Here is an 18542-nt window from a genome sequence, read left to right on the forward strand (position 1 = left end):
TGCGTTCCAGAGAGGCTGTTCCATGGCTGACATCTCGATCAAGGGTCTCAAAAAGACCTACCCGGGCAGCACCGAGCTGGCCACCAACAACGTTTCCCTTGATGTTGCCGAGGGCGAGTTCATGGTGCTCCTGGGGCCTTCGGGCTGCGGAAAGACCACCCTGCTGCGCATGGTGGCGGGACTGGACTTCCCGGACGAGGGAAGCATCTCCATTGGCGGCAGGGACGTGACCTACCTTCCGCCGCAGGACCGGAACCTGTCCATGGTGTTCCAGTCCTACGCCGTCTTCCCGCACCGGAAAGTCCGCACCAACATCGCGTTCGGCCTGGTCATGAAGAAGGTTCCCCGGGAAGAACTGGAAAAGAAGGTCGCGTGGGCGGCGGACCTCCTCCAGCTGACCCCCTACCTTGACCGGTACCCCGCCCAGCTGTCGGGCGGGCAGCGGCAGCGCGTCGCCGTCGCACGCGCCATCGTTATGGACGCCGACGTGCTGCTCATGGACGAGCCGCTGTCCAATCTCGACGCGCTCCTGCGCCTCGACTTCCGGGCGGAGCTGAAGAAGATCGTCCAGCAGCTGGGCTCCACCACCCTCTACGTGACTCACGACCAGGTGGAGGCCATGAGCCTCTCGGACCGGGTCGCCGTGATGAAGAAGGGGCAGATCGCCCAGTTGGGGCACCCCATCACGGTCTATGAGGAGCCCGCTGACCGGTTCGTGGGAGGGTTCATCGGCTCACCGCCCATGAACTTCCTGGAGGGCCGCGTCACCCAGCAGGGCGCCCTGGAAGTCGCCGGGCAAAGCACCGAGGCCCCCGAATTCCTGGCCCGCTCCGCAGCCCGGTCCGGCGGCCTCCCCGTGATGGTCGGAATCCGGGCGGAGAACATCTACCTCGAGGACCGCGGCACGCCGGGGACCCTGGACGCTACCGTGGAAGTGGTGGAACCGCTGGGCCACGCCACGCTGCTGACCGTGGACCTGGGCGGGCAGACCATCAAAGTGCAGGTGGCCTCCACTGTGCGGGTCTCCTCGGGAGAAAAGGTGGGGCTGCGCTTCGACCAGGCCGCCATCCGGTTCTTCGACACGGAAACCCAGCTTGGACTCACGGCATGAGCCCGGCGCCGGACGGGGAAACCTTTCCAATCCGCACCCTTGAGGAGCTGGGGAGCCGGGCGAGGGACGTCCTGGCAGCGAACGACATCGGCACCATGGTCACGGCGGCGCCGAACCTCTACCCGCACATGTGGAGCTGGGATGCCGCCTTCGTGGCCACCGGCCTCTCCACCGTGAGCGTGGACCGCGCACTCCAGGAGCTGGACTACCTGGTGGCCGCACAGTGGAAAAGCGGGATGATCCCGCACATCGTGTTCTCCGACGTCCCGGGCTACTTCCCCGACGTGGACCGGTGGGGGACCCGCGGCGTGTCGCCGGAGGGCGTGCAGTCCAGCGGCATCTGCCAGCCGCCGGTGCATGCCACCATGCTGCGCCGCATCGTGGAACGGGCGACGGCGGCCGGTGGCGAGGATGCCAGGCTTGCGGAGCAATTCACCCGGCGGACTCTGCCGCACTGGATCGACTGGCATGCCTGGCTGCGGAGCGCCCGCGGCGGGGACGGCTCGGGCCTGCTCACCATCTACCACGGCTGGGAGTCCGGGATGGACAACTCGCCGCGCTTCGACGGTCCGTACTCCAGGGTCCAGCCCGGCGACATGGAGCCGTTTGTCCGCACGGACACACTCAAGGTCACGGACCACAGCCAGCGTCCCAGCGACGAGGAGTACAGCCGCTACCTGTGGCTGGTGCAGCAGATGGCCGACGTGGGATTCGACGACGCCCGGCTGCCCGGGGTGATGTCCTTCCAGGTCAAGGATGTCTTTATGTCTGCGATCTTTGCCGCGGCCAGCGAGGACCTCGCCGTGCTGGCCGAACAGTTCGGACTGCCGGAGGAAGCGCCCCAGCTGCGGCAGTGGGCCACGGAATTCCGCGACGGCGTCGACGCGACCGTGGATGCGGAGACGGGACTTGCGCGGGACAGGGACGTGCTGACGGGCGAATGGATCGGGCCGCCCACCATCGCCGGTTTCGCACCCCTGGTTTCCACCGCGGACCAGGCACTCCTGGACAGGCAGCTGGAGATTTTCGAGGGGCCGGACTGGACCGGTGATCCGCGGCTGGCCTTCCCGCTGCCCGCCTCCACGTCCACCACGTATGAGGGGCTGAAGCCGCGCCAGTACTGGCGGGGGCCGGTGTGGCCGGTGATGAACTGGTACCTGGCCCACTGCCTGCGCAGGCGGGGCGACGGCAAGCGCTACCGACAGCTGCGCGAGGCTTCCCTCGCCCAACTGATGGAAGGCCATTTCGGTGAGTACTACGAGCCCTTCACCGGTGAACCGCTGGGCAGCATGGACCAGTCATGGACAGCGGCCGTGGCGCTGGAATGGCTTGCCGATCCCGGGAACGGCTGATCCGTGGGTGCCCTGCCGCCGGGCCTCCCCGCAAACGACGACGGCGCGCGCCGGCACACGCGCCCGGTGCGCCTCCTCATCGCCGGCGCCGGAGCCAGGGGCGCCGCCTATGCCCGGCTCGCCGCTGCCACCGGCCGGGCCACCGTGGTGGGCCTTGCCGAGCCGCGCGCTGAGCTGCGCGGCCGGCTCGCAAACGAGCTCGGGATACCGGACGGCGGGGTGTTCAATAACTGGCAGGCAATGCTGGAATCCCGGCTGCCGGCCGACGGAATCATCATCGCCACGCCGGACCGTGAACACGCAGCTCCCTTCGCAGCAGCCGCAGCCCACGGCTACCCGATCCTCCTGGAGAAGCCCGTCGCCGTCGACCCCTCCGGCTGTGCGGACCTTGGCCGCATCAGCCGTGAAACCGGCACCAGGGCAACGGTTTGCCATGTGCTTAGATACACCCCGCTGACGGTCCTGCTCAAGCAGATCCTGGCCGGCGGGGCGGTGGGCCGGATCATTTCCGTCCAGCACCTGGAACCTGTCGGCTTCTGGCACTTCGCGCATTCCTACGTCCGCGGGAACTGGCGCCGCGAGGAAAACTCAAGTCCGTTCCTACTCGCCAAGTGCACGCACGACGTCGACTGGCTCTCCTTCATCATCGGCAGCAGGCCCCTGCGGGTATCCTCCTTCGGGCAGCTGGCCCACTTCCGTCCCGAGGGGGCACCGGAAGGCGCAACCCGGCGCTGCACCGACTGCCCGGCTGAACCACGCTGCCCCTACTCCGCGCTGAAGATCTACGGCGCCGGGCGGCCACCGAACGGCGGCAGGCCGGACCCGGCACGGGCGTACTTCGCCGACGTCGTGGATCCTGGTGGCACCCCCGAATCACTGCTGCACGCCCTGGCCACGGGACCCTACGGCCGCTGTGTCTATTTCTCGGACAATGACGTCGTGGACCACCAGGTGGTGAACATCGAATACGAGGACGGCACAACCGCCGCGTTCACCGCCACGGCCTTCACCGCCGCGGGCCCCCGGCGGACCCGCATCTTCGGCAGCCACGGCGAGATCACCATCGAAGCCGGAGCCATCTCCGTCTACGACTTCCTGACCGGAACAACAACTGCCCACCCCGTGCCCGCTGCCGTGCCACAGGTCCGGGGCGAAAAGCACGAGGGCGGCGACCGCGGCCTCATCTCCGCCTGGGTTGCCGCGCTCGCCGGCGGGGACTGGTCGGGGGTGGTGTCCGGACTGGACGAGTCCCTGGTCAGCCACGCCGCCGTCTTCGCCGCCGAGGAAGCGCGCCGGAACAATGCCGTAGTGGACGTCGGGCGGTTCAGCCTCAGCCAGTAACCTCATCGATGGACACCACAGCCAGGAAGCCGCGGCCCAGGACCTCCGGGGAACCGCTGTCCGAACCCACCACGGCGTCGTAGCGGTCCAGGGCCACCGGCCCAGGCGCCCCGGGCCCGGCAGCGGACCCTGCTGCGGCAGCGGCCGCTGCAGGGGCAGCAGGGGCAGAGACAGTGGCCTGGCCCTGCAGCAGGACGCCGAACTGGCTGGCGAAAAGGGGGTGGGCCCGTTTCTTCGAGAGCTCGATGATGGATGTAAAGCCCTTGTACTTCCCCGCCCGGGTGATGACGTTAAGGTTGCGGACGTCCCCCGTGGGGAGGGCGCAGGTGGTGTCGGCCCCGCCAGGGAACCGGAACGGGCGGTACTTTTCGAGGGGATGTTCAGCACCATCCACGGTGAGCAGCAGGAGTTCGCCCTCAACCACGGTGAGCACCCGCTCCATCCCGGGAAACGGCGAGAAGTCCCCGGCTTTGCCCACCTCGGCGATGCTGACCCGCCAGTCCCACCCGCCGTCGTGTCCGGAGGCGGCGCCGGTGTGGCCCGCGATCTGGCGCGTTACCCCGCCGCCGTTGCGCCACGGTTCGGGTTTAAGGTCGGCAAAGCGGATGATCTCCATCTGTTCAGCCTAGTTGCCCGACCCAGGGCGGGGTGCAGGCGGCAGGTGTCGGCAGCTCCCATCCTTCCCTGCTACTCTCCTCCGGGGGGACAACACGAAAACAGCCTGAAGGAGCCGGGAATGTTCGTCAAAGTGTGTGGTCTCAGCACGCCGGAATCTGTTCGCGAAGCGGTGGACGCCGGAGCGGACGCGGTGGGTTTCGTCCTCACCGCCAGCCCCCGTGTGGTCTCGCCCTCGCAGGCATCGGCCCTGCTGGCGGAGGTCCCGGAACGGGTTTTGCCTATCGGCGTGTTCCGCGACGAGCCCGTTGTTGACGCCGTGGCCATTGCCCGCGCCGCCGGGCTGGAATGGCTCCAGTTGCACGGCACGCGCACCCGCGGGGACGTTGCCACCGTGCACGACGCCGGGATGAAGCTGGTCAGGGCTGTCACCTTGAGTGCCACGCCCGAGGAGCTGGAGGACTGGGGCGAGGACCTGCTCCTGATCGACGCCGCCGTCCCCGGTTCGGGCGAGGCCTGGGACTACGGTTCGGTGGCCGGCCTCCCTGCTCTGCAGGGACGCAACTGGCTGCTGGCCGGCGGCCTGGACCCGGAGAACGTTGGGAAAGCATCAGCTGCCGCCCGCGCCTGGGGAGTGGACGTATCCTCCGGTGTTGAGGCATCCCGCGGCGTCAAGGACCTGGCCAAGGTCCGCGCCTTCGTGCACGCGGCGAAAGCCGAGTCCACGGTCTAGGCGGGCACCGCAGTTCAGGCGGCACAGCAATGTGGGCGGCACGGCGGGATCCGGTTCAGGGGCAGCTCAGGGAAGCCCCTGAGCTGTTTGCCGGCGGCCCCGGGGCACAATGGATGAATGAAGACACTGCTCAACATCATCTGGCTGGTTTTTGGCGGGTTCTGGCTCGCGCTCGGATATTTCGCGGCCGGTGTCATCTGCTGCCTGCTGGTCATCACCATCCCGTGGGGCATCGCCTCGTTCCGGATCGCCGCCTACACCCTCTGGCCCTTCGGCCGCACCGTGGTGGACAAGCCCGGCGGCACCGGCGTCTTCCCGCTGCTGGGCAACGTGATCTGGCTCCTGGTGGCAGGCGCCTGGATCGCGATCGGGCACGTGGTCACCGCTTTCGCCATGGCAGTCACCATCATCGGCATCCCGCTGGCCATCGCCAACCTGAAGCTCATTCCGGTGTCCCTGATGCCGCTGGGCAAGCAGATCGTACCCACCAGCCAGCCGTTCGTCTCCACCTACCGTTAGGCGGGAGCGGCCAGCCATTTCGCCTGCCGGCCGGGGCACCAGCCTCCCTGTAGAGGCCAGCCCGCTGACAGTACCGGTCAGCGGGGACTGAAGACCCCGCTGACCAGGAGGGCCACGGCGTCGCTGCAGTCCAGTTCGGCGGCGATATCGACGTCCGCCCCGTAGCCGCCGCCGGCCAGTTCGCGGCCGCTGGAACAGCCGTGGAGCATCTCGCGGAGGCGCGGCTCCGCGGCTTCAAAGGCGGCCATGGCTGCCACCGCCTCCGGCGAGTAGCCGTGCCGGCCGTCTTCTGGTTCGTACCCGCCCTTGCCCGCGGCCACCAGGCCGGCGATGAACGCGCCCGCGCCGATCTGGTCCTCCACGGCTGGGCGGAGGCCGCCGCCGGGCCAGCGCTCCCCGGCGGCAATCACTGCGATGACGGCATCCGCGGGGAGGTTGGCGGCCACCCACTCGGCGGTGGCCGCAGCGTTGCGGAGGCTGACGGAGGCCACCAGGGGGACTTCGCGGGCCAGTTCGTGGCAGAGCGCGGAGCCGTTGGGTGACGGCAGGACCACCCGCTCTAGTGATTCCGCGGCCCGGAAGCTTGCGGGGGAGAGGCTGAGACCGCCCCCGTCGCGGGGACCGGCCAGCTGCGCGCCGTGGTGTGCGGCGAAGTCCTCGGCACTGGTGTCCTTCCAGGGAAAAGGAAAAACCTCCGCGCCCCGGTCCAGGGCAACGCTGACGCACGTGCTGAAGGACAGGACGTCCACCACCACGGCAAGGTCCGCGCCGGACGCTACTGTCCTGGCGCCGTCGAGCCCCCACTCCATCCGGACGGCGGAGGGCAGCTGCCGGTGCGCCGCGCTTGCTGTCACGGTGTGGTGGGGGTTGGAGGTGGATGCGTTCACGCCAATTCGCCTTTCAAATTGCGGTGCGCGGAGTCCAGCCACAGCTCCCGTGCCCTGCCGCTGTGGAACAGCGGGTCCAGTTCCAGCAGGCGGCGCACGACGGCGGTGCGCCCGGCGGCGAAGTCGGCGTCGCCAATGTGCGCGTAATCCTGGCGGACGGCCGCAACGTACCGTGCGTACTCCCCAGGTTCCCCGCCGAGGACGGAGAGGTCGGCGTCGCAGAGGAGCGCGCCGTCGTCGTCCCCTTGTTCCGGGCGGTGGTCCGAAGTCAGCCGGACCAGCCGCCCCACCTCGTACGCCTCCGCTTCCGGAAGACCTGCTGCCTGCAGCCGCTCTTCGGCGAGGCGGGCGGACTCCTCCTCGTCCTGGCCGGCCACCCCGCGGTAGACGGCGTCGTGGAACCAGGCCGCCAGCAGGACCGTGCGTGGCGGGTCGGCAGGATCGGTGAGCAGGTCGAGGGATTCGAGGACGGACAGCAGGTGGGTGCAGCCGTGGTACCGGCGGTGCGGCTCGCTCCAGCGGTCCAGGAGGTCCAGGAAGAGGGCATCGTGGCCGGGCATCACGGCGTTCCAGCGGTTCAGCAGCGGCACCTTCAGCGACTTGTTGCGCCGCCGGGCGGGGATGCGGAGGCCGCTGGCGATCAGCGTGCGGACCAGGATCCGGGCTTCGACCGGAAGGGCACCGGCAGCCACCAGGTCATCGAAGCGGCGCTCCGGGACGTCGTAATGGTCGCCGTCGAACGCCCGTTCCGGGATGCCTGCCGCGGCTGCGAACAGGTGCAGTTCCTCCAGCGACTCATCCGAAACGAGGTGGGAGAAGTGGGTTCCGTGCGCAGGCCACAGCGGCGGGTCGATGAAGATGGCCATGGGGGAAGTCTAATTGGGCGGGAACCCGCGGAGGGGGTGCGCTCCCGCCCGGTTACGTGGTGGCGGCGGCCGGTTTCCGCGCCGACCCGCCGTCAGCTCCGGCGTGTCCGGGCAGGCAACCGGGCAGGAGGGCACGCCGGGCGGGAACACTGACCATCCGGCAGCCCACCGGAGTGGCGCCCGGTCACCAAATGCCTCCGGTAATGCGGCAGTATTCGGCACTTTTATCCGTACCTGCGGATTAGACTGAATGCATGACGATTATCCGCGTGGCTGAGGCGGCCCGGTTCCTGGGCGTCAGTGACGATACCGTCCGGCGCTGGACGGAGAACGGGAGCCTCACTCCGGTAAAGGACGACGCCGGCCGGCTGGCAGTCGACGGGCTGGAGCTGGCCTTGCATGCGCAGAAGCTCGCGCAGCTTCCGGACGATCCCCACCGCACGGGCAGCTCAGCCCGCAACCGTTTCGTGGGCCTGGTCACCAACATCACCGCAGACAAGGTCATGGCCCAGGTGGAACTGCAGTGCGGGCCGTTCCGTGTGGTGTCGTTGATGAGCAGCGAGGCCGTGCGGGAGCTGGGGCTGGAACCGGGTTCCGTGGCCACCGCAGTGGTCAAAGCCACCACGGTCATCATCGAAACGCCGCGGGGCAAGGCGCTGTGAGGGGGAACCGGAAGCTGGCCGCCGTGCTGCCGGCCCTGCTGGCGGTACTCCTGGCCACTGCGCTTCCGGGCTGCGCCGGAGGGGGCGCGGCGGCAGGCAGCAGCACACTGACCGTGTTCGCGGCAGCATCCCTCAAAAGCAGCTTCACCGAACTTGCCGAACGCTTCGAAGCGGAGAACCCCGGCACCACTGTCACCTTCAGCTTCGCGGGATCAGCTGACCTGGCCACCCAGCTCAACCAGGGAGCGCCCGCGGACGTGTTCGCGTCCGCGGATGCCGGCACCATGGCAAAGGTGCAGGAGGCCGGCCTGGTGGACGGCGAACCGCGCGACTTTGCCACCAACACCCTGGCCATCGCAGTCCCGCCAGGAAACCCGGCAGGCATCCGCTCCTTCGCAGACCTGGCAAAAGCCGGTATCAAACTTGTGGCCTGCGCCGAGCAAGTGCCCTGCGGGGCGGCCGCCGCCAGTGTGGAGGACAGTACTGGTACCGTGCTCAGCCCGGTCAGCGAGGAAAACTCCGTGACGGACGTCCTGGGCAAAGTCATCTCCGGTGAAGCGGATGCAGGACTCGTGTATGTCACGGACGTCCGTTCCGCCGGCGGCAGGGTGGAGAGCATCCCGTTCCCGGAGGCAGGAGCCGCAGTGAACCCGTACCCTGCAGCCGTGCTGGCCGGCAGCAGCAATAAAGCCGCAGCGGGCAGGTTTTTGGACCTTCTGGCCGGCCCCGAAGGCCAGGAAATCCTGGCAGCGGCCGGCTTCGGACCGGGCAGCAGGTGACCGGAAAGCGAGTGACCGGGCACCATGCGACCGGGCACCACGCGACAGCGCGTGAAGTGAAGGGCGCCAAGTGACCGGCGGGCACTCGGGCCGCCAGGCGTACACCGGCGTTCCCCGCTGGCTGTATGCGCTGGCAGTCCTGGCTGCCCTGGTGGTGGTCCTCCCGCTCGCTGCGATGGTGGCGCGGGTCAACTGGGCCAACTTCATCCCGCTGGTCACGTCCGCGCCGGCCCTCGCAGCGCTGGGCCTGAGCCTGCGCACGGCGGCGGCCAGTACTGCCCTCTGCATTGTTCTTGGCGTGCCGCTCGCGGTGGTCCTGGCCCGGGGCAGGTTTCCGCTGCTGGGGCTGCTCCGCTCTCTGGTGCTGCTGCCCCTGGTGCTGCCGCCCGTGGTGGGCGGCATCGCCCTCCTGTACACCTTCGGGCGGCAAGGGCTGTTGGGCAGCACCCTTGAGGTGCTGGGACTCCAGATCGCCTTTTCCACCGCTGCCGTGGTGCTGGCCCAGACGTTCGTGGCCTTGCCATTCCTTGTAGTGAGCCTTGAAGGCGCCCTCCGGACCGGCGGCCAGCGCTATGAGGCCGTGGCGGCGACGCTGGGGGCATCGCCCGGAACTGTCTTCCGGCGGGTCACGCTCCCGCTGGTCCTGCCAGGGCTGGCATCCGGGGCGGTCCTTTCCTTCGCCCGTAGCCTCGGGGAGTTCGGCGCCACGCTCACGTTCGCGGGCAGCCTGCAGGGGGTGACCCGGACACTGCCGCTCGAAATCTACCTGCAGCGCGAGACTGACCCGGACGCCGCCGTCGCGCTTTCCCTGGTTCTGGTGGCCGTGGCCGTCGCGGTGGTGGCCCTTGCCTACCGGCGCCCCGGCGGCAGGGGCCCGGATGGGAAAGCCGGGAAGCAGGCGTCGGGGGAGCGGCCGACGACGGCTGCCGCACCAGGCGGTGCCCTCACGTGACGTTCTCGTTCCAGGCAGCAGTGGCAGAGCGCGGTTTCGACGTTGGTCTGTCGCTGGGCCCCACGGAAACGGTGGCCGTGATGGGTCCCAACGGTGCCGGCAAGTCCACCCTGCTCTCCGTCATCGCCGGGCTTGTACGGCCGGACAGGGGGCGGGCCGAGCTGAACGGCCGGACTCTGTTCCACCTGGGGGACGGGGAGAAGCGGTGGGCCGCCCCCCACCACCGCGGGACGGCGCTGCTGGCCCAGGAGCCGCTGCTCTTTCCGCATCTCACCGCGGCTGACAATGTGGCATTCGGGCCGCGGAGCGCGGGGACGCCGAGGCGCCAGGCAATGGAGCAGGCGGTGCGGTGGCTGGACGATGTTGAAGCCGGGAACCTAGCGGGCCGCCGTCCAGCCGAACTGTCCGGCGGGCAGGCGCAACGAGTGGCGGTGGCCCGGGCTCTCGCCGCGGATCCAGGACTCCTCCTCCTGGACGAACCGATGGCGGCCCTGGACATCCATTCCGCCCCGCTGCTCCGGCGCCTGCTCAAGCGCGTCCTCGCGGACCGGCCGGCCATCATCATCACCCATGACGTCCTGGACGCCCTGATGCTCGCCGACAGGGTGGTCATCCTGGAGAACGGCCGGATTGCTGAGGAAGGCCCCACCCGGCAGGTCCTGCACAAGCCGCGCAGCGCCTTCGCCGCCGGGCTGGCAGGACTTAATTTTGTGGTGGGAACCTCCGCCGGTGACGGCATCCTGGCCGCCCGCGGGCATATTGCCGGCCACAGCGAGGACCCCGTCCCCGCCGGCCGTCCCGCGGTGGCCGTGTTCCCGCCGTCGGCCGTTTCTGTATTCCTCACCGACGCGCACGGCAGTCCCCGGAACTCCTTCGAGGTGGCCGTCACTGACCTGGAGCCGCATGGGGACCAGGTCCGCGTGCGGGGCGGCGGGCTGGCGGCTGACATCACGCCAGCCGCTTTGACGGACCTGGGGCTGGTGCCGGGGATGGCGGTGCACCTCGTGGTCAAAGCCGCAGCAGTGTCCGTTTACCCGCTGTAGGACCGTCCGCTGCGGGACTGTCCTGCATCGGGGGCAAGCACCAGCCCCGCCGAAATAGGGTCTGTCGCCCCTGTCGCCGGCCGCGTGGAGCTGTTTCGCTGTAGGCAAACAGTCGTCAGGAACGGCGCAAAACCAAAGTTGAGCGTAGTAGACTCAAGTTAATAAAACTGCCCCCGGAAGGAGCTCTCTTTGGACGTCAAATTCACCACCAAGAGCCAGGAGGCTCTCTCGGCTGCGGCTATGAACGCCTCCACGGCCGGAAATCCCCAGGTTGAGCCGGCCCACCTGCTCAAGGCGCTGATGGACCAGCGCGAAGGCGTCGCCGTGGCGCTGCTCCGCGCCACGGGTGCGGACCCGGACTCCGTCAGCGTCCAGGCGAGCAGCGCCATCAAGGCACTCCCGGCTACCTCCGGCGGCTCCAGCCAGCAGGCGCAGCTCTCCCGCCCCGCACTGCAGGCCATCCAGAACGCCAAGGAGGAAGCGGACCGGCTGGGCGATACCTTCGTCTCCACCGAGGTCCTCCTCCTGGGCCTCTCGGCCGGCAACGATGCCGCGGCCCGCCTGCTGCGCGACGCCGGCGCCTCCCATGAAGCGCTGCTCGCCGCCCTGCCGGGTGTCCGCGGCGACGGGAAGGTCACCAGCCCGGATCCGGAGAACACGTTCCAGTCCCTGGAAAAGTTCGGCACGGACCTGACCGCCATGGCCCGCTCCGGCAAGCTTGATCCCGTGATCGGCCGGGACGCCGAAATCCGCCGGATTGTCCAGGTCCTGAGCCGCCGCACCAAGAACAACCCCGTGATCATCGGTGAGCCCGGCGTCGGCAAGACCGCCGTGGTGGAGGGCCTGGCCCAGCGCATCGTGGCCGGGGACGTGCCGGAAAGCCTCCGCGGCAAGACCCTCATCGCCCTGGACCTCGCATCCATGGTGGCGGGCGCCAAGTACCGCGGCGAGTTCGAGGAGCGGCTCAAGGCTGTCCTGGAGGAGATCAAGAACTCCGAGGGCCAGATCGTCACGTTCATCGACGAGATCCACACCGTGGTGGGCGCCGGCGCCACCGGTGACTCCTCAATGGACGCCGGCAACATGCTCAAGCCCATGCTGGCCCGCGGCGAGCTGCGGCTGATCGGCGCCACCACCCTGGACGAGTACCGGGAGAACATCGAAAAGGACCCGGCGCTGGAGCGCAGGTTCCAGCAGGTGTACGTGGGCGAGCCGAGCGTGGAGGACACCATCGGCATCCTCCGCGGCCTGAAGGAGCGCTATGAGGCGCACCACAAGGTGACCATCGCGGATGCCGCGCTGGTGGCTGCGGCCACGCTCTCCAACCGCTACATTTCGGGCCGGCAGCTGCCGGACAAGGCGATCGACCTGGTGGACGAGGCCGCATCCCGGCTCCGCATGGAGATCGACTCGGCGCCCGAGGAAATCGACCAGCTGCAGCGGCTGGTGGACCGGCTCACCATGGAGGAGCTGGCCCTCCAGGACGAAAAGGACGCCGCGTCCATTGAGCGGCTGGCCGCACTCCGGGCGGACAAGGCGGATAAGGAAGAGGAGCTGAATGCGCTTAAGGCGCGCTGGGAGGCCGAAAAGGCAGGCCTCAACCGGGTGGGCGACCTCAAGGCCAAGCTGGATGAACTGCGCAGCGCCTATGACAAGGCCGCCCGCGAAGGTGACCTGGAAACAGCCTCCCGCATCCTCTACGGCGAGATTCCCGCCCTGGAACGCGAGCTGAACGTGGCAGCGGAAGCCGAGGCCGCCGTCGTGGACAAATCCACGCAGATGGTTGCCGAGCAGGTGACCGCTGACGATATCGCCGAGGTCATCTCCGCCTGGACCGGCATCCCGGCCGGGCGCATGCTGCAGGGCGAGAGCCAGAAGCTGCTCCACATGGAGGAGGAACTGGGCAAGCGGCTGATCGGCCAGGCGAAGGCCGTCACTGCTGTCTCCGACGCTGTCCGGCGCGCGCGGGCCGGCATCAGCGACCCCAACCGCCCCACCGGATCGTTCCTCTTCCTGGGGCCCACCGGCGTCGGAAAGACGGAGCTGGCCAAGGCGCTGGCGGACTTCCTGTTCGACGACGAACGCGCCATGGTGCGCATTGACATGTCCGAGTACGGGGAGAAGCACTCCGTGGCCCGGCTGGTGGGTGCGCCTCCGGGGTACGTGGGCTACGAGGAAGGCGGCCAGCTCACCGAAGCCGTCCGCCGCCGCCCGTACTCGGTTGTGCTGCTGGACGAGGTGGAGAAGGCCCACCCCGAGGTCTTCGACATCCTCCTGCAGGTGCTCGACGACGGCCGGCTCACCGACGGGCAGGGCCGCACCGTGGACTTCCGCAACGTGATCCTGGTGCTGACCTCCAACCTGGGCAGCCAGTTCCTGGTGGACCAGACCCTGGACCCGGACGCCAAGCGGAACGCCGTCATGGCCACCGTCAATGCGTCCTTCAAGCCCGAGTTCCTGAACCGGCTGGATGAGGTGGTGCTGTTCGACGCCCTCACCGTTGAAGAGCTGGCGCACATTGTGGAACTGCACGTGGACGAACTGGGACGCCGGCTCCGCGACCGCCGCCTGACGCTCGAGGTCACGGAAGGTGCGCGGGCCTGGCTGGCCCTCTCCGGGTTCGATCCCGCGTACGGTGCCCGGCCCCTGCGCCGACTGGTGCAGCGCGAGATCGGCGACCGCCTGGCGAAAGCCATCCTGGCCGGCGATATCAGCGACGGCGACACGGTAGTGGTGGACACGGCCGCGGACGTCGGGGAACTCACCGCAGCCGGAACGGACCTCCCTGCCGCAGAGGGTCGCAGCAGCGGCCTCTCGGTCCGCCGCAAGGACTAGGCCACGCCGCCAGGGCAACACACAGGGTGCTGCCCTGGCGGCGTGGCCGCTAGGGCAGCACGCTTGCGTTGATCACGTTCCCGCCGGGTGCCGTCACGTAGCAGTCAACCCTGCGGTCACCGGATTCCCAGCTGGTGGTGCTCGGGAAGCTGCGCTCGTAGTTGAGGTCGTAGTCGTTGGCGGCCGGGCCCAGCCTGGCGGCCTGGCACGCTTCCAGCGCCTTGGCCTTCAGTGCCTCGGCGCCGGGGTAGGAATCACCCTCCGGGTACCGGAACAATGCCACCAGCTGGGCCGAGTGCCCGGTATCGCAGGCCACCACGGTGGATGCCAGTGCTTCGGGGTCGAAATCCTTGAAGCAGTCGCCCAGCGCGAATTCTGCCGGCGGGACCCCCTCGCGGGGCAGCGGCAGCGCCGTGGCGGGAGGCTCCACCGTGGTTTCCAGCACCCCCGCAGCACCACTTCCGGAGGCGCCCGGCTCCTGGTTTGAGTTCAGCCACAGGGCAAGCCACACCAGGGAACCGACGACGGCCAGCAGCACAACAGCGAACACTGCAATCCACAGCGTCCGCCCGTTGACCCTTCCGGAATGCGCTGCGTCCTCCGGTTCCATGCGGGGGTGCAGGACCGGTTCGGCTGCGGGTGCAGGCACGCGCGGCAGGCCGGCGGCGGGTGGCAAGGCCGGCTTCGGCGGGACGTCCTGGTGGTTCACGTGGTGCATCCTCCTGGTTCTCTGCGCAGCGGCGGGCCGGCCCGCTGCCCGGATATCAACAGATGTTTTAGCGACTCTACCGAAGAAAAAAGCGGGAAACCCGCGGTTTGGCGCCCTGATGGTAACCCAGGCCACCCCAGGGCGCCGCACGTGGCAAGCGGGGGCAGTCGAAAGCATGTAATCTAGGTGTACGACAAATTGACCAAACATTCCGGGGCCTCACCTACGCCAAGGTGACCACCTCCGGTCCAAGTACAAAAGGGGGTCACGCCATGGGGCGCGGCCGTCAAAAGGCAAAAGCTACCAAGCAGGCTCGGGATATCAAGTACTACTCCCCGAACACTGACTATTCGGCACTTCAGCGTGAGCTGACGGGTCCGGGCAGTCGTGCCACGAGCCATTATGCGAATGAGCCAGTCGAACCTGACTATTCGGCTTATGTGGATAAGTACGCGGATGATTTGGAAGAAGACGACGACGAGGTAGACACCCGTCGGATCGGCTAGTTGTCGCAAGGTGCTGCTGCCGTAACGGGGCAGCCCTGGTGACGCCGCAGCACCAGTGGACCCAATGCATGGATCCTGGTCTTTGGACCAGTGCAGCGCTTCTTTTCGGCCCCCGGTCCAGCTGGACCGCAGGGGCTGACTTCAGTTATTAGGCCCGCTGCCCGCACCGGAAACGGAGCAGGCAGCGGGCTTTCTGCTGCCCCGGAGGCCTACCGCGCCCCTGCCGGCGCCTGCACGCGCTCCTGGGCCGGCACCGGATCTGTCCCGGGCAGCGGGACGGCTCCCGCACTGTTAACGGCGGTGACCCTGGCCCCGTGTCCGGCTCCTGCCAGCCCCACCGCCACCACCGACGCCAGGACCAGCGCGGACGCGGGTGCCAGCACCGCCCACGGCGCGCGCTCAACATAGCCAATGCCCTCGGCCAGGATGAGTCCCCACTCCGGCGTCGGCTGCTGCGGGCCCAATCCCAGGAAACCGAGGGCCGCCAGCGCAAGGGCAACCCCCGGCAGCCGGAGCATCGCGTGGCGCAGCAACGGCCATGCCACCGCCGGAAGGACATACCGGAACATGATCCGAGCCCTCCCCACCCCCAGCACCGGAAGGATCTGCACATAGGGCTGGGCGCGTGCCTCCTGGGCCAGCGCCGCCGTGTGCGCGGCCAAGGGTGCCCAGCTGACGGCGGCCACCGCCACGGCAGCGCCGTGTGCCGAGGGGCCGCTGAGCGCCGCCACCACCAGGCCGGCGAGGATGGGCGGTGCCGCGTTCGCCACCTCCAGGGGTCCCGTGGCTGCCAGCGGAAAGAGCCCGACGGCGATTCCCACAACCAGGCAGGCCAGCACCACAACCAGCGCGGTCCCCAGCGTCCCCACGGCTCCGTGCCCCACACGGGCCAGCAGGTCGCGCCCGCTGGCATCGGCACCGAACGGAAGCGACCAGCCGGGAGCCGCAAGCCTGGCATGGTCCGAGGTGAAGGGCTCGCGCAGCAGCCCGGCCCCTACAATCAGGAGCAAGGTGACACCGGCCGCCGCAGGCAGGGCCAGCTGGCGGCGGTTCCCCGGCCGCGGAGGTTCCGCGAGCGGAAGCGTGCCGAAGCGGACCGCAGGCCCGATCAGCAGGTACCGCGCCGCCGTCGTCAGCGTTCCCACCAGCAGGGCGAGGCCCATGAGCGCCAGCATGCCCGCCTGGAGCGTGGGGATGTCCTGCGCACTGGCGGCTCCGAGCAGCGCCCGTCCGAGCCCAGGGATGGCGTAGACCTTTTCCACAGCTACTGCGCCGCCGGTCAGTCCAATCAGGACCAGCCCGATCTGCGGAAGCACTGCCGGCAGTGCGCGGCGGAGCACCGCGGCGGTCAGCCGGACAGGCCCGGCCCCGGACATCCGCCACGTGGCCACCCACTGTTCGGCGAACCCTGCACGAATGGCGTCTGAGGCCAGGAGCCCGATCAGCCCGCCTGCAGGAATGCCCAGGGACAGGGCCGGAAGCACCGCGTACTCCGGACCTTTCCACCCGAAGGGCGGGAACCACCGGAGCCAGATGGCACCGGCCACCAGCAGCATGGCGGCCAGCAGGAACTCCGGCAGGGAGGTGAGGGCTGCGGACAGGGCTCCCGACGCCGGCCTCCTCCTTTGCCGCAGCCCGTCCATGACCGCGGGTGTGCAGAGGAGCAGGGCGATGATGGCGGCCGCGGCAAGGGCAAAGGCCATCAGGGTCACGGAGACACTGAGGGCGGACACGATGCCGGGCGCCACGGGCGTGTTGCTGATCCAGGACGTGCCCAGGTCTCCGGCGAACACGCCACGGATCCAGGACAGGAACAGGGGGAGTGGCCCCTGCTCCAGGCCGAGTTCCGCCCGGACGGCGGCCAGGGCCTCCGGTGTTGGCTCCCGGTCCGAGTACCGTGCCCGGAGGATCGTGTACTCGGCGCCGCGGCCCGAGAGCCACGGCATCATGCCGATCAACACCACCAGGGCTACCAGGGCGAGGACCCGTGAAACGGTGACTTTCACAAAAGCCGTTCCGCCGGGCATCAGCCTGCGGTGCCTGTGCTGCCGGCGATCCGGGTCCTGCTGGTCACCAGCGCGCGCTCGCGCGGGTCACGCTCCACTCCGCCCACGCGCGTGGATTCGCCCTGGATGACGCGTTCGTGGAGCAGGGGGACTGCGGCGTCACGGGCAAGGATGAGGCTTTCGGCCGCGGAGATGGCGGCCCTTCGCTCGGGTCCGGCAGGAATGCCAGCGGCCTTGGCCAGGGCGGCGTCCACCGCGGGGTCGCAGAACTGGGAGATGTTGAAGGAGCCTGCACAGGAGAAGTCGCTGTAGAGGTAGGCCACCGGGTCACCGGAATCAAGTACCGTGGCGCGGGAGAGGATGAAGGCATCGAACTTACCGGCCAGGGCGTCCGCCTCGATGTGCTGGTACTCCCTGACGTCCTGTTCCACCACGAAGCCGGCAGCCTCCAGCTGCTGCTCCAGCTGGACGGCCACCTCCGGCAGTTCGGCGCGGTCGGTGAAGGTTCCGAGCCGGATGGGCGTTCCCGGGACCGCGGTTGCAGCCGCCCGGGTGGCCAGGGCGGCCGCGTAATCCGCGCTGTTCCGCTGCTCCGCGGCCCAGGGAAGGGCCGGGCCCAGCAGACCGGCGGCTTGGTCCGCCCGGCCTTCGTAGACCCTGTCCACGATGGTGCCGGCATCGGTTGCGGCCCGGGCGGCGGCGCGGACAGCGGGATCGGCAAACGGTCCCGAGGCCGTGTTGAGGTACAGCGTGTTTGTCCGCGGCATGGGCACCTCGTGCACCAGCGCCGGATCGATCTGGGCCACCTGGCCCACGGGGATGGCTTCGACGATGTCCGCGTCACCTGTCCGGAGCGCGGCGGCCCGGGCGGTTCCGTCCGGGACGAACTGGACGTCAACGCCCGCCGCCTCCGCCTGCGGTCCCCAGTACCCGTCGAAACGGTCCAGCCGGGCCGAGGACGTGCCGTCGACCGAAACCAGGCGGTAGGGCCCCGTTCCGGCATTGACCGGGCTGACCACGCCGCCTTCCCCGTACGCCGAGGCTGCGAGGATGGCCAGCTGGGGGCTGGACAGCCGCTGGGGGAGGAGGGGGTCGGGCGTCGCCGTAGTGATGGTGACGGAGTTGGAGTCCCCGGCCTCTGCGGTGAGCTCCACGCCGTCCAGGATCCGGGGCTTGGGGCTGGCCTGCGCCGCGGCGGTCAGCGAAGCCGCTACTTCTGCCGCGGTCATCGCTGTTCCGTCATGGAACCCGACACCCTTCCGCAGGGTAAAGCTCCAGGAGGCCGGACCGGTCTGCTGCCACTCGGTGGCCAGCGCAGGCTGTGCCTCACCGAGCTCGTCCAGCTCCACCAGCGTTTCGGCGGTTTTCCAGCGGGACAGCTTGAACGCGTCATCGCTCAGCGGGGACAAGCCGGACCGCGGCGGCTGGAGCATGGCCAGCTTGATCCGGCCTGAATCGGTGCCGGGGCCGGCTGCCTGATCGGTTCCGGCTGCGAAACATCCGGTCAGGCTCGTGGCCAGGAGCAGCACTGACAGGCCGGTGAGCGCCGGGCGGAGGCGGTGTTTGGACATGGGGGAGTACCTGTTCCTTCAGTTGGGTTGTTTGAATGCTGTCTTGCCGGGTCTG

The 18542-nt window shown here is 69.0% G+C and carries 17 protein-coding genes; 11 read left to right on the forward strand and 6 right to left on the reverse strand.

Features of this window, described 5'->3' with window-relative positions; all coding sequences use genetic code 11:
• The first annotated feature begins 22 nt into the window (after positions 1 to 22).
• Genes IEX43_RS15105 through IEX43_RS15115 form a run of 3 tightly spaced genes read left to right on the forward strand, consistent with a single transcriptional unit; the run spans position 23 to position 3804 of the window.
• Entirely contained in the window at positions 23 to 1111 is a 1089-nt protein-coding gene (locus IEX43_RS15105) for an ABC transporter ATP-binding protein (protein ID WP_188812259.1), read from the forward strand.
• Positions 1108 to 2463 (forward strand): glucosylglycerate hydrolase, encoded by a 1356-nt coding sequence (ggh, locus tag IEX43_RS15110; RefSeq protein ID WP_188812261.1) that lies wholly within the window; start codon positions 1108 to 1110, stop codon positions 2461 to 2463. Before IEX43_RS15105 ends, ggh begins: the two co-directional genes overlap by 4 nt.
• 3 nt (positions 2464 to 2466) lie before the next feature.
• Complete coding sequence (locus IEX43_RS15115) at positions 2467 to 3804, forward strand: Gfo/Idh/MocA family protein (RefSeq protein ID WP_229666486.1); 1338 nt, start codon at positions 2467 to 2469, stop codon at positions 3802 to 3804.
• On the opposite strand, the gene IEX43_RS15120 is transcribed toward IEX43_RS15115, so the two are convergent.
• Positions 3794 to 4420, reverse strand: a complete 627-nt coding sequence (locus IEX43_RS15120; RefSeq protein WP_188812264.1) for a HutD/Ves family protein — start codon at positions 4418 to 4420, stop codon at positions 3794 to 3796. The two genes, IEX43_RS15115 and IEX43_RS15120, sit on opposite strands and share 11 nt — an antisense overlap.
• Positions 4421 to 4540: 120 nt before the next feature.
• On the opposite strand from IEX43_RS15120, the gene IEX43_RS15125 reads away from it, so the two are divergent.
• Both IEX43_RS15125 and IEX43_RS15130 read left to right on the forward strand, forming a co-directional pair.
• A complete protein-coding gene (locus tag IEX43_RS15125) occupies positions 4541 to 5152 on the forward strand; it encodes a phosphoribosylanthranilate isomerase (RefSeq protein WP_188812266.1) in 612 nt (203 codons plus the stop codon).
• Between the two features lie 117 nt (positions 5153 to 5269).
• A complete protein-coding gene (locus tag IEX43_RS15130; RefSeq protein ID WP_188812268.1) occupies positions 5270 to 5671 on the forward strand; it encodes a YccF domain-containing protein in 402 nt (133 codons plus the stop codon).
• A 77-nt stretch (positions 5672 to 5748) separates the two neighbouring features.
• Here the strand turns inward: IEX43_RS15130 and IEX43_RS15135 are convergent, their stop codons facing one another.
• Together IEX43_RS15135 and IEX43_RS15140 are read right to left on the reverse strand one after the other, a co-directional pair.
• The gene (locus IEX43_RS15135) at positions 5749 to 6558 is read right to left on the reverse strand and encodes a 2-phosphosulfolactate phosphatase (protein ID WP_188812270.1); all 810 of its coding nucleotides are present in this window, start codon (positions 6556 to 6558) and stop codon (positions 5749 to 5751) included.
• On the reverse strand, positions 6555 to 7424 hold the full coding sequence (locus IEX43_RS15140; RefSeq protein WP_188812272.1) for a DUF4031 domain-containing protein: 870 nt from the start codon (positions 7422 to 7424) through the stop codon (positions 6555 to 6557). Before IEX43_RS15140 ends, IEX43_RS15135 begins: the two co-directional genes overlap by 4 nt.
• Positions 7425 to 7678: 254 nt before the next feature.
• On the opposite strand from IEX43_RS15140, the gene IEX43_RS15145 reads away from it, so the two are divergent.
• From IEX43_RS15145 to clpB, 5 genes are all read left to right on the forward strand, one after another.
• On the forward strand, positions 7679 to 8086 hold the full coding sequence (locus IEX43_RS15145; protein ID WP_104186457.1) for a TOBE domain-containing protein: 408 nt from the start codon (positions 7679 to 7681) through the stop codon (positions 8084 to 8086).
• On the forward strand, positions 8083 to 8865 hold the full coding sequence (modA, locus tag IEX43_RS15150; RefSeq protein ID WP_188812274.1) for a molybdate ABC transporter substrate-binding protein: 783 nt from the start codon (positions 8083 to 8085) through the stop codon (positions 8863 to 8865). The genes IEX43_RS15145 and modA overlap by 4 nt, the downstream gene beginning before the upstream one ends.
• Before the next feature lie 70 nt (positions 8866 to 8935).
• Positions 8936 to 9817, forward strand: a complete 882-nt coding sequence (locus tag IEX43_RS15155; protein ID WP_188812276.1) for an ABC transporter permease — start codon at positions 8936 to 8938, stop codon at positions 9815 to 9817.
• Complete coding sequence (locus IEX43_RS15160; RefSeq protein WP_188812278.1) at positions 9814 to 10860, forward strand: sulfate/molybdate ABC transporter ATP-binding protein; 1047 nt, start codon at positions 9814 to 9816, stop codon at positions 10858 to 10860. The genes IEX43_RS15155 and IEX43_RS15160 overlap by 4 nt, the downstream gene beginning before the upstream one ends.
• A 189-nt stretch (positions 10861 to 11049) precedes the next feature.
• Positions 11050 to 13695, forward strand: coding sequence for an ATP-dependent chaperone ClpB (gene clpB, locus IEX43_RS15165; RefSeq protein ID WP_188812280.1), 2646 nt, complete (start codon positions 11050 to 11052; stop codon positions 13693 to 13695).
• A gap of 49 nt (positions 13696 to 13744) precedes the next feature.
• Here clpB and IEX43_RS15170 read toward each other — a convergent pair whose 3' ends face one another.
• On the reverse strand, positions 13745 to 14404 hold the full coding sequence (locus IEX43_RS15170; protein ID WP_188812282.1) for a septum formation family protein: 660 nt from the start codon (positions 14402 to 14404) through the stop codon (positions 13745 to 13747).
• Positions 14405 to 14676: 272 nt separating this feature from the next.
• Here IEX43_RS15170 and IEX43_RS15175 point away from each other — a divergent pair, with 272 nt between their 5' ends.
• Entirely contained in the window at positions 14677 to 14910 is a 234-nt protein-coding gene (locus tag IEX43_RS15175) for a DUF3073 domain-containing protein (protein WP_050053419.1), read from the forward strand.
• A 209-nt stretch (positions 14911 to 15119) separates the two neighbouring features.
• Here the strand turns inward: IEX43_RS15175 and IEX43_RS15180 are convergent, their stop codons facing one another.
• On the reverse strand, positions 15120 to 16937 hold the full coding sequence (locus IEX43_RS15180) for an ABC transporter permease subunit (protein ID WP_188812284.1): 1818 nt from the start codon (positions 16935 to 16937) through the stop codon (positions 15120 to 15122).
• The gene (locus IEX43_RS15185; RefSeq protein ID WP_188812286.1) at positions 16937 to 18487 is read right to left on the reverse strand and encodes an ABC transporter substrate-binding protein; all 1551 of its coding nucleotides are present in this window, start codon (positions 18485 to 18487) and stop codon (positions 16937 to 16939) included. The genes IEX43_RS15180 and IEX43_RS15185 overlap by 1 nt, the downstream gene beginning before the upstream one ends.
• Between the last annotated feature and the right edge of the window lie 55 nt (positions 18488 to 18542).

The sequence above is a fragment of the Pseudarthrobacter polychromogenes genome (genome assembly GCF_014644495.1).
Lineage (GTDB): Bacteria > Actinomycetota > Actinomycetes > Actinomycetales > Micrococcaceae > Arthrobacter > Arthrobacter polychromogenes.

Excerpts from the sequence above, each read along its gene's own strand:
- IEX43_RS15145 (WP_104186457.1), top strand. The coding sequence starts at position 7,679 with ATGACGATTATCCGCGTGGCTGAGGCGGCCCGGTTCCTGGGCGTCAGT.
- IEX43_RS15185 (WP_188812286.1), bottom strand. The coding sequence starts at position 18,487 with ATGTCCAAACACCGCCTCCGCCCGGCGCTCACCGGCCTGTCAGTGCTG.
- IEX43_RS15105 (WP_188812259.1), top strand. The coding sequence starts at position 23 with ATGGCTGACATCTCGATCAAGGGTCTCAAAAAGACCTACCCGGGCAGC.
- ggh (WP_188812261.1), top strand. The coding sequence starts at position 1,108 with ATGAGCCCGGCGCCGGACGGGGAAACCTTTCCAATCCGCACCCTTGAG.
- IEX43_RS15120 (WP_188812264.1), bottom strand. The coding sequence starts at position 4,420 with ATGGAGATCATCCGCTTTGCCGACCTTAAACCCGAACCGTGGCGCAAC.
- IEX43_RS15125 (WP_188812266.1), top strand. The coding sequence starts at position 4,541 with ATGTTCGTCAAAGTGTGTGGTCTCAGCACGCCGGAATCTGTTCGCGAA.
- IEX43_RS15140 (WP_188812272.1), bottom strand. The coding sequence starts at position 7,424 with ATGGCCATCTTCATCGACCCGCCGCTGTGGCCTGCGCACGGAACCCAC.
- IEX43_RS15180 (WP_188812284.1), bottom strand. The coding sequence starts at position 16,937 with ATGCCCGGCGGAACGGCTTTTGTGAAAGTCACCGTTTCACGGGTCCTC.
- IEX43_RS15175 (WP_050053419.1), top strand. The coding sequence starts at position 14,677 with ATGGGGCGCGGCCGTCAAAAGGCAAAAGCTACCAAGCAGGCTCGGGAT.
- IEX43_RS15130 (WP_188812268.1), top strand. The coding sequence starts at position 5,270 with ATGAAGACACTGCTCAACATCATCTGGCTGGTTTTTGGCGGGTTCTGG.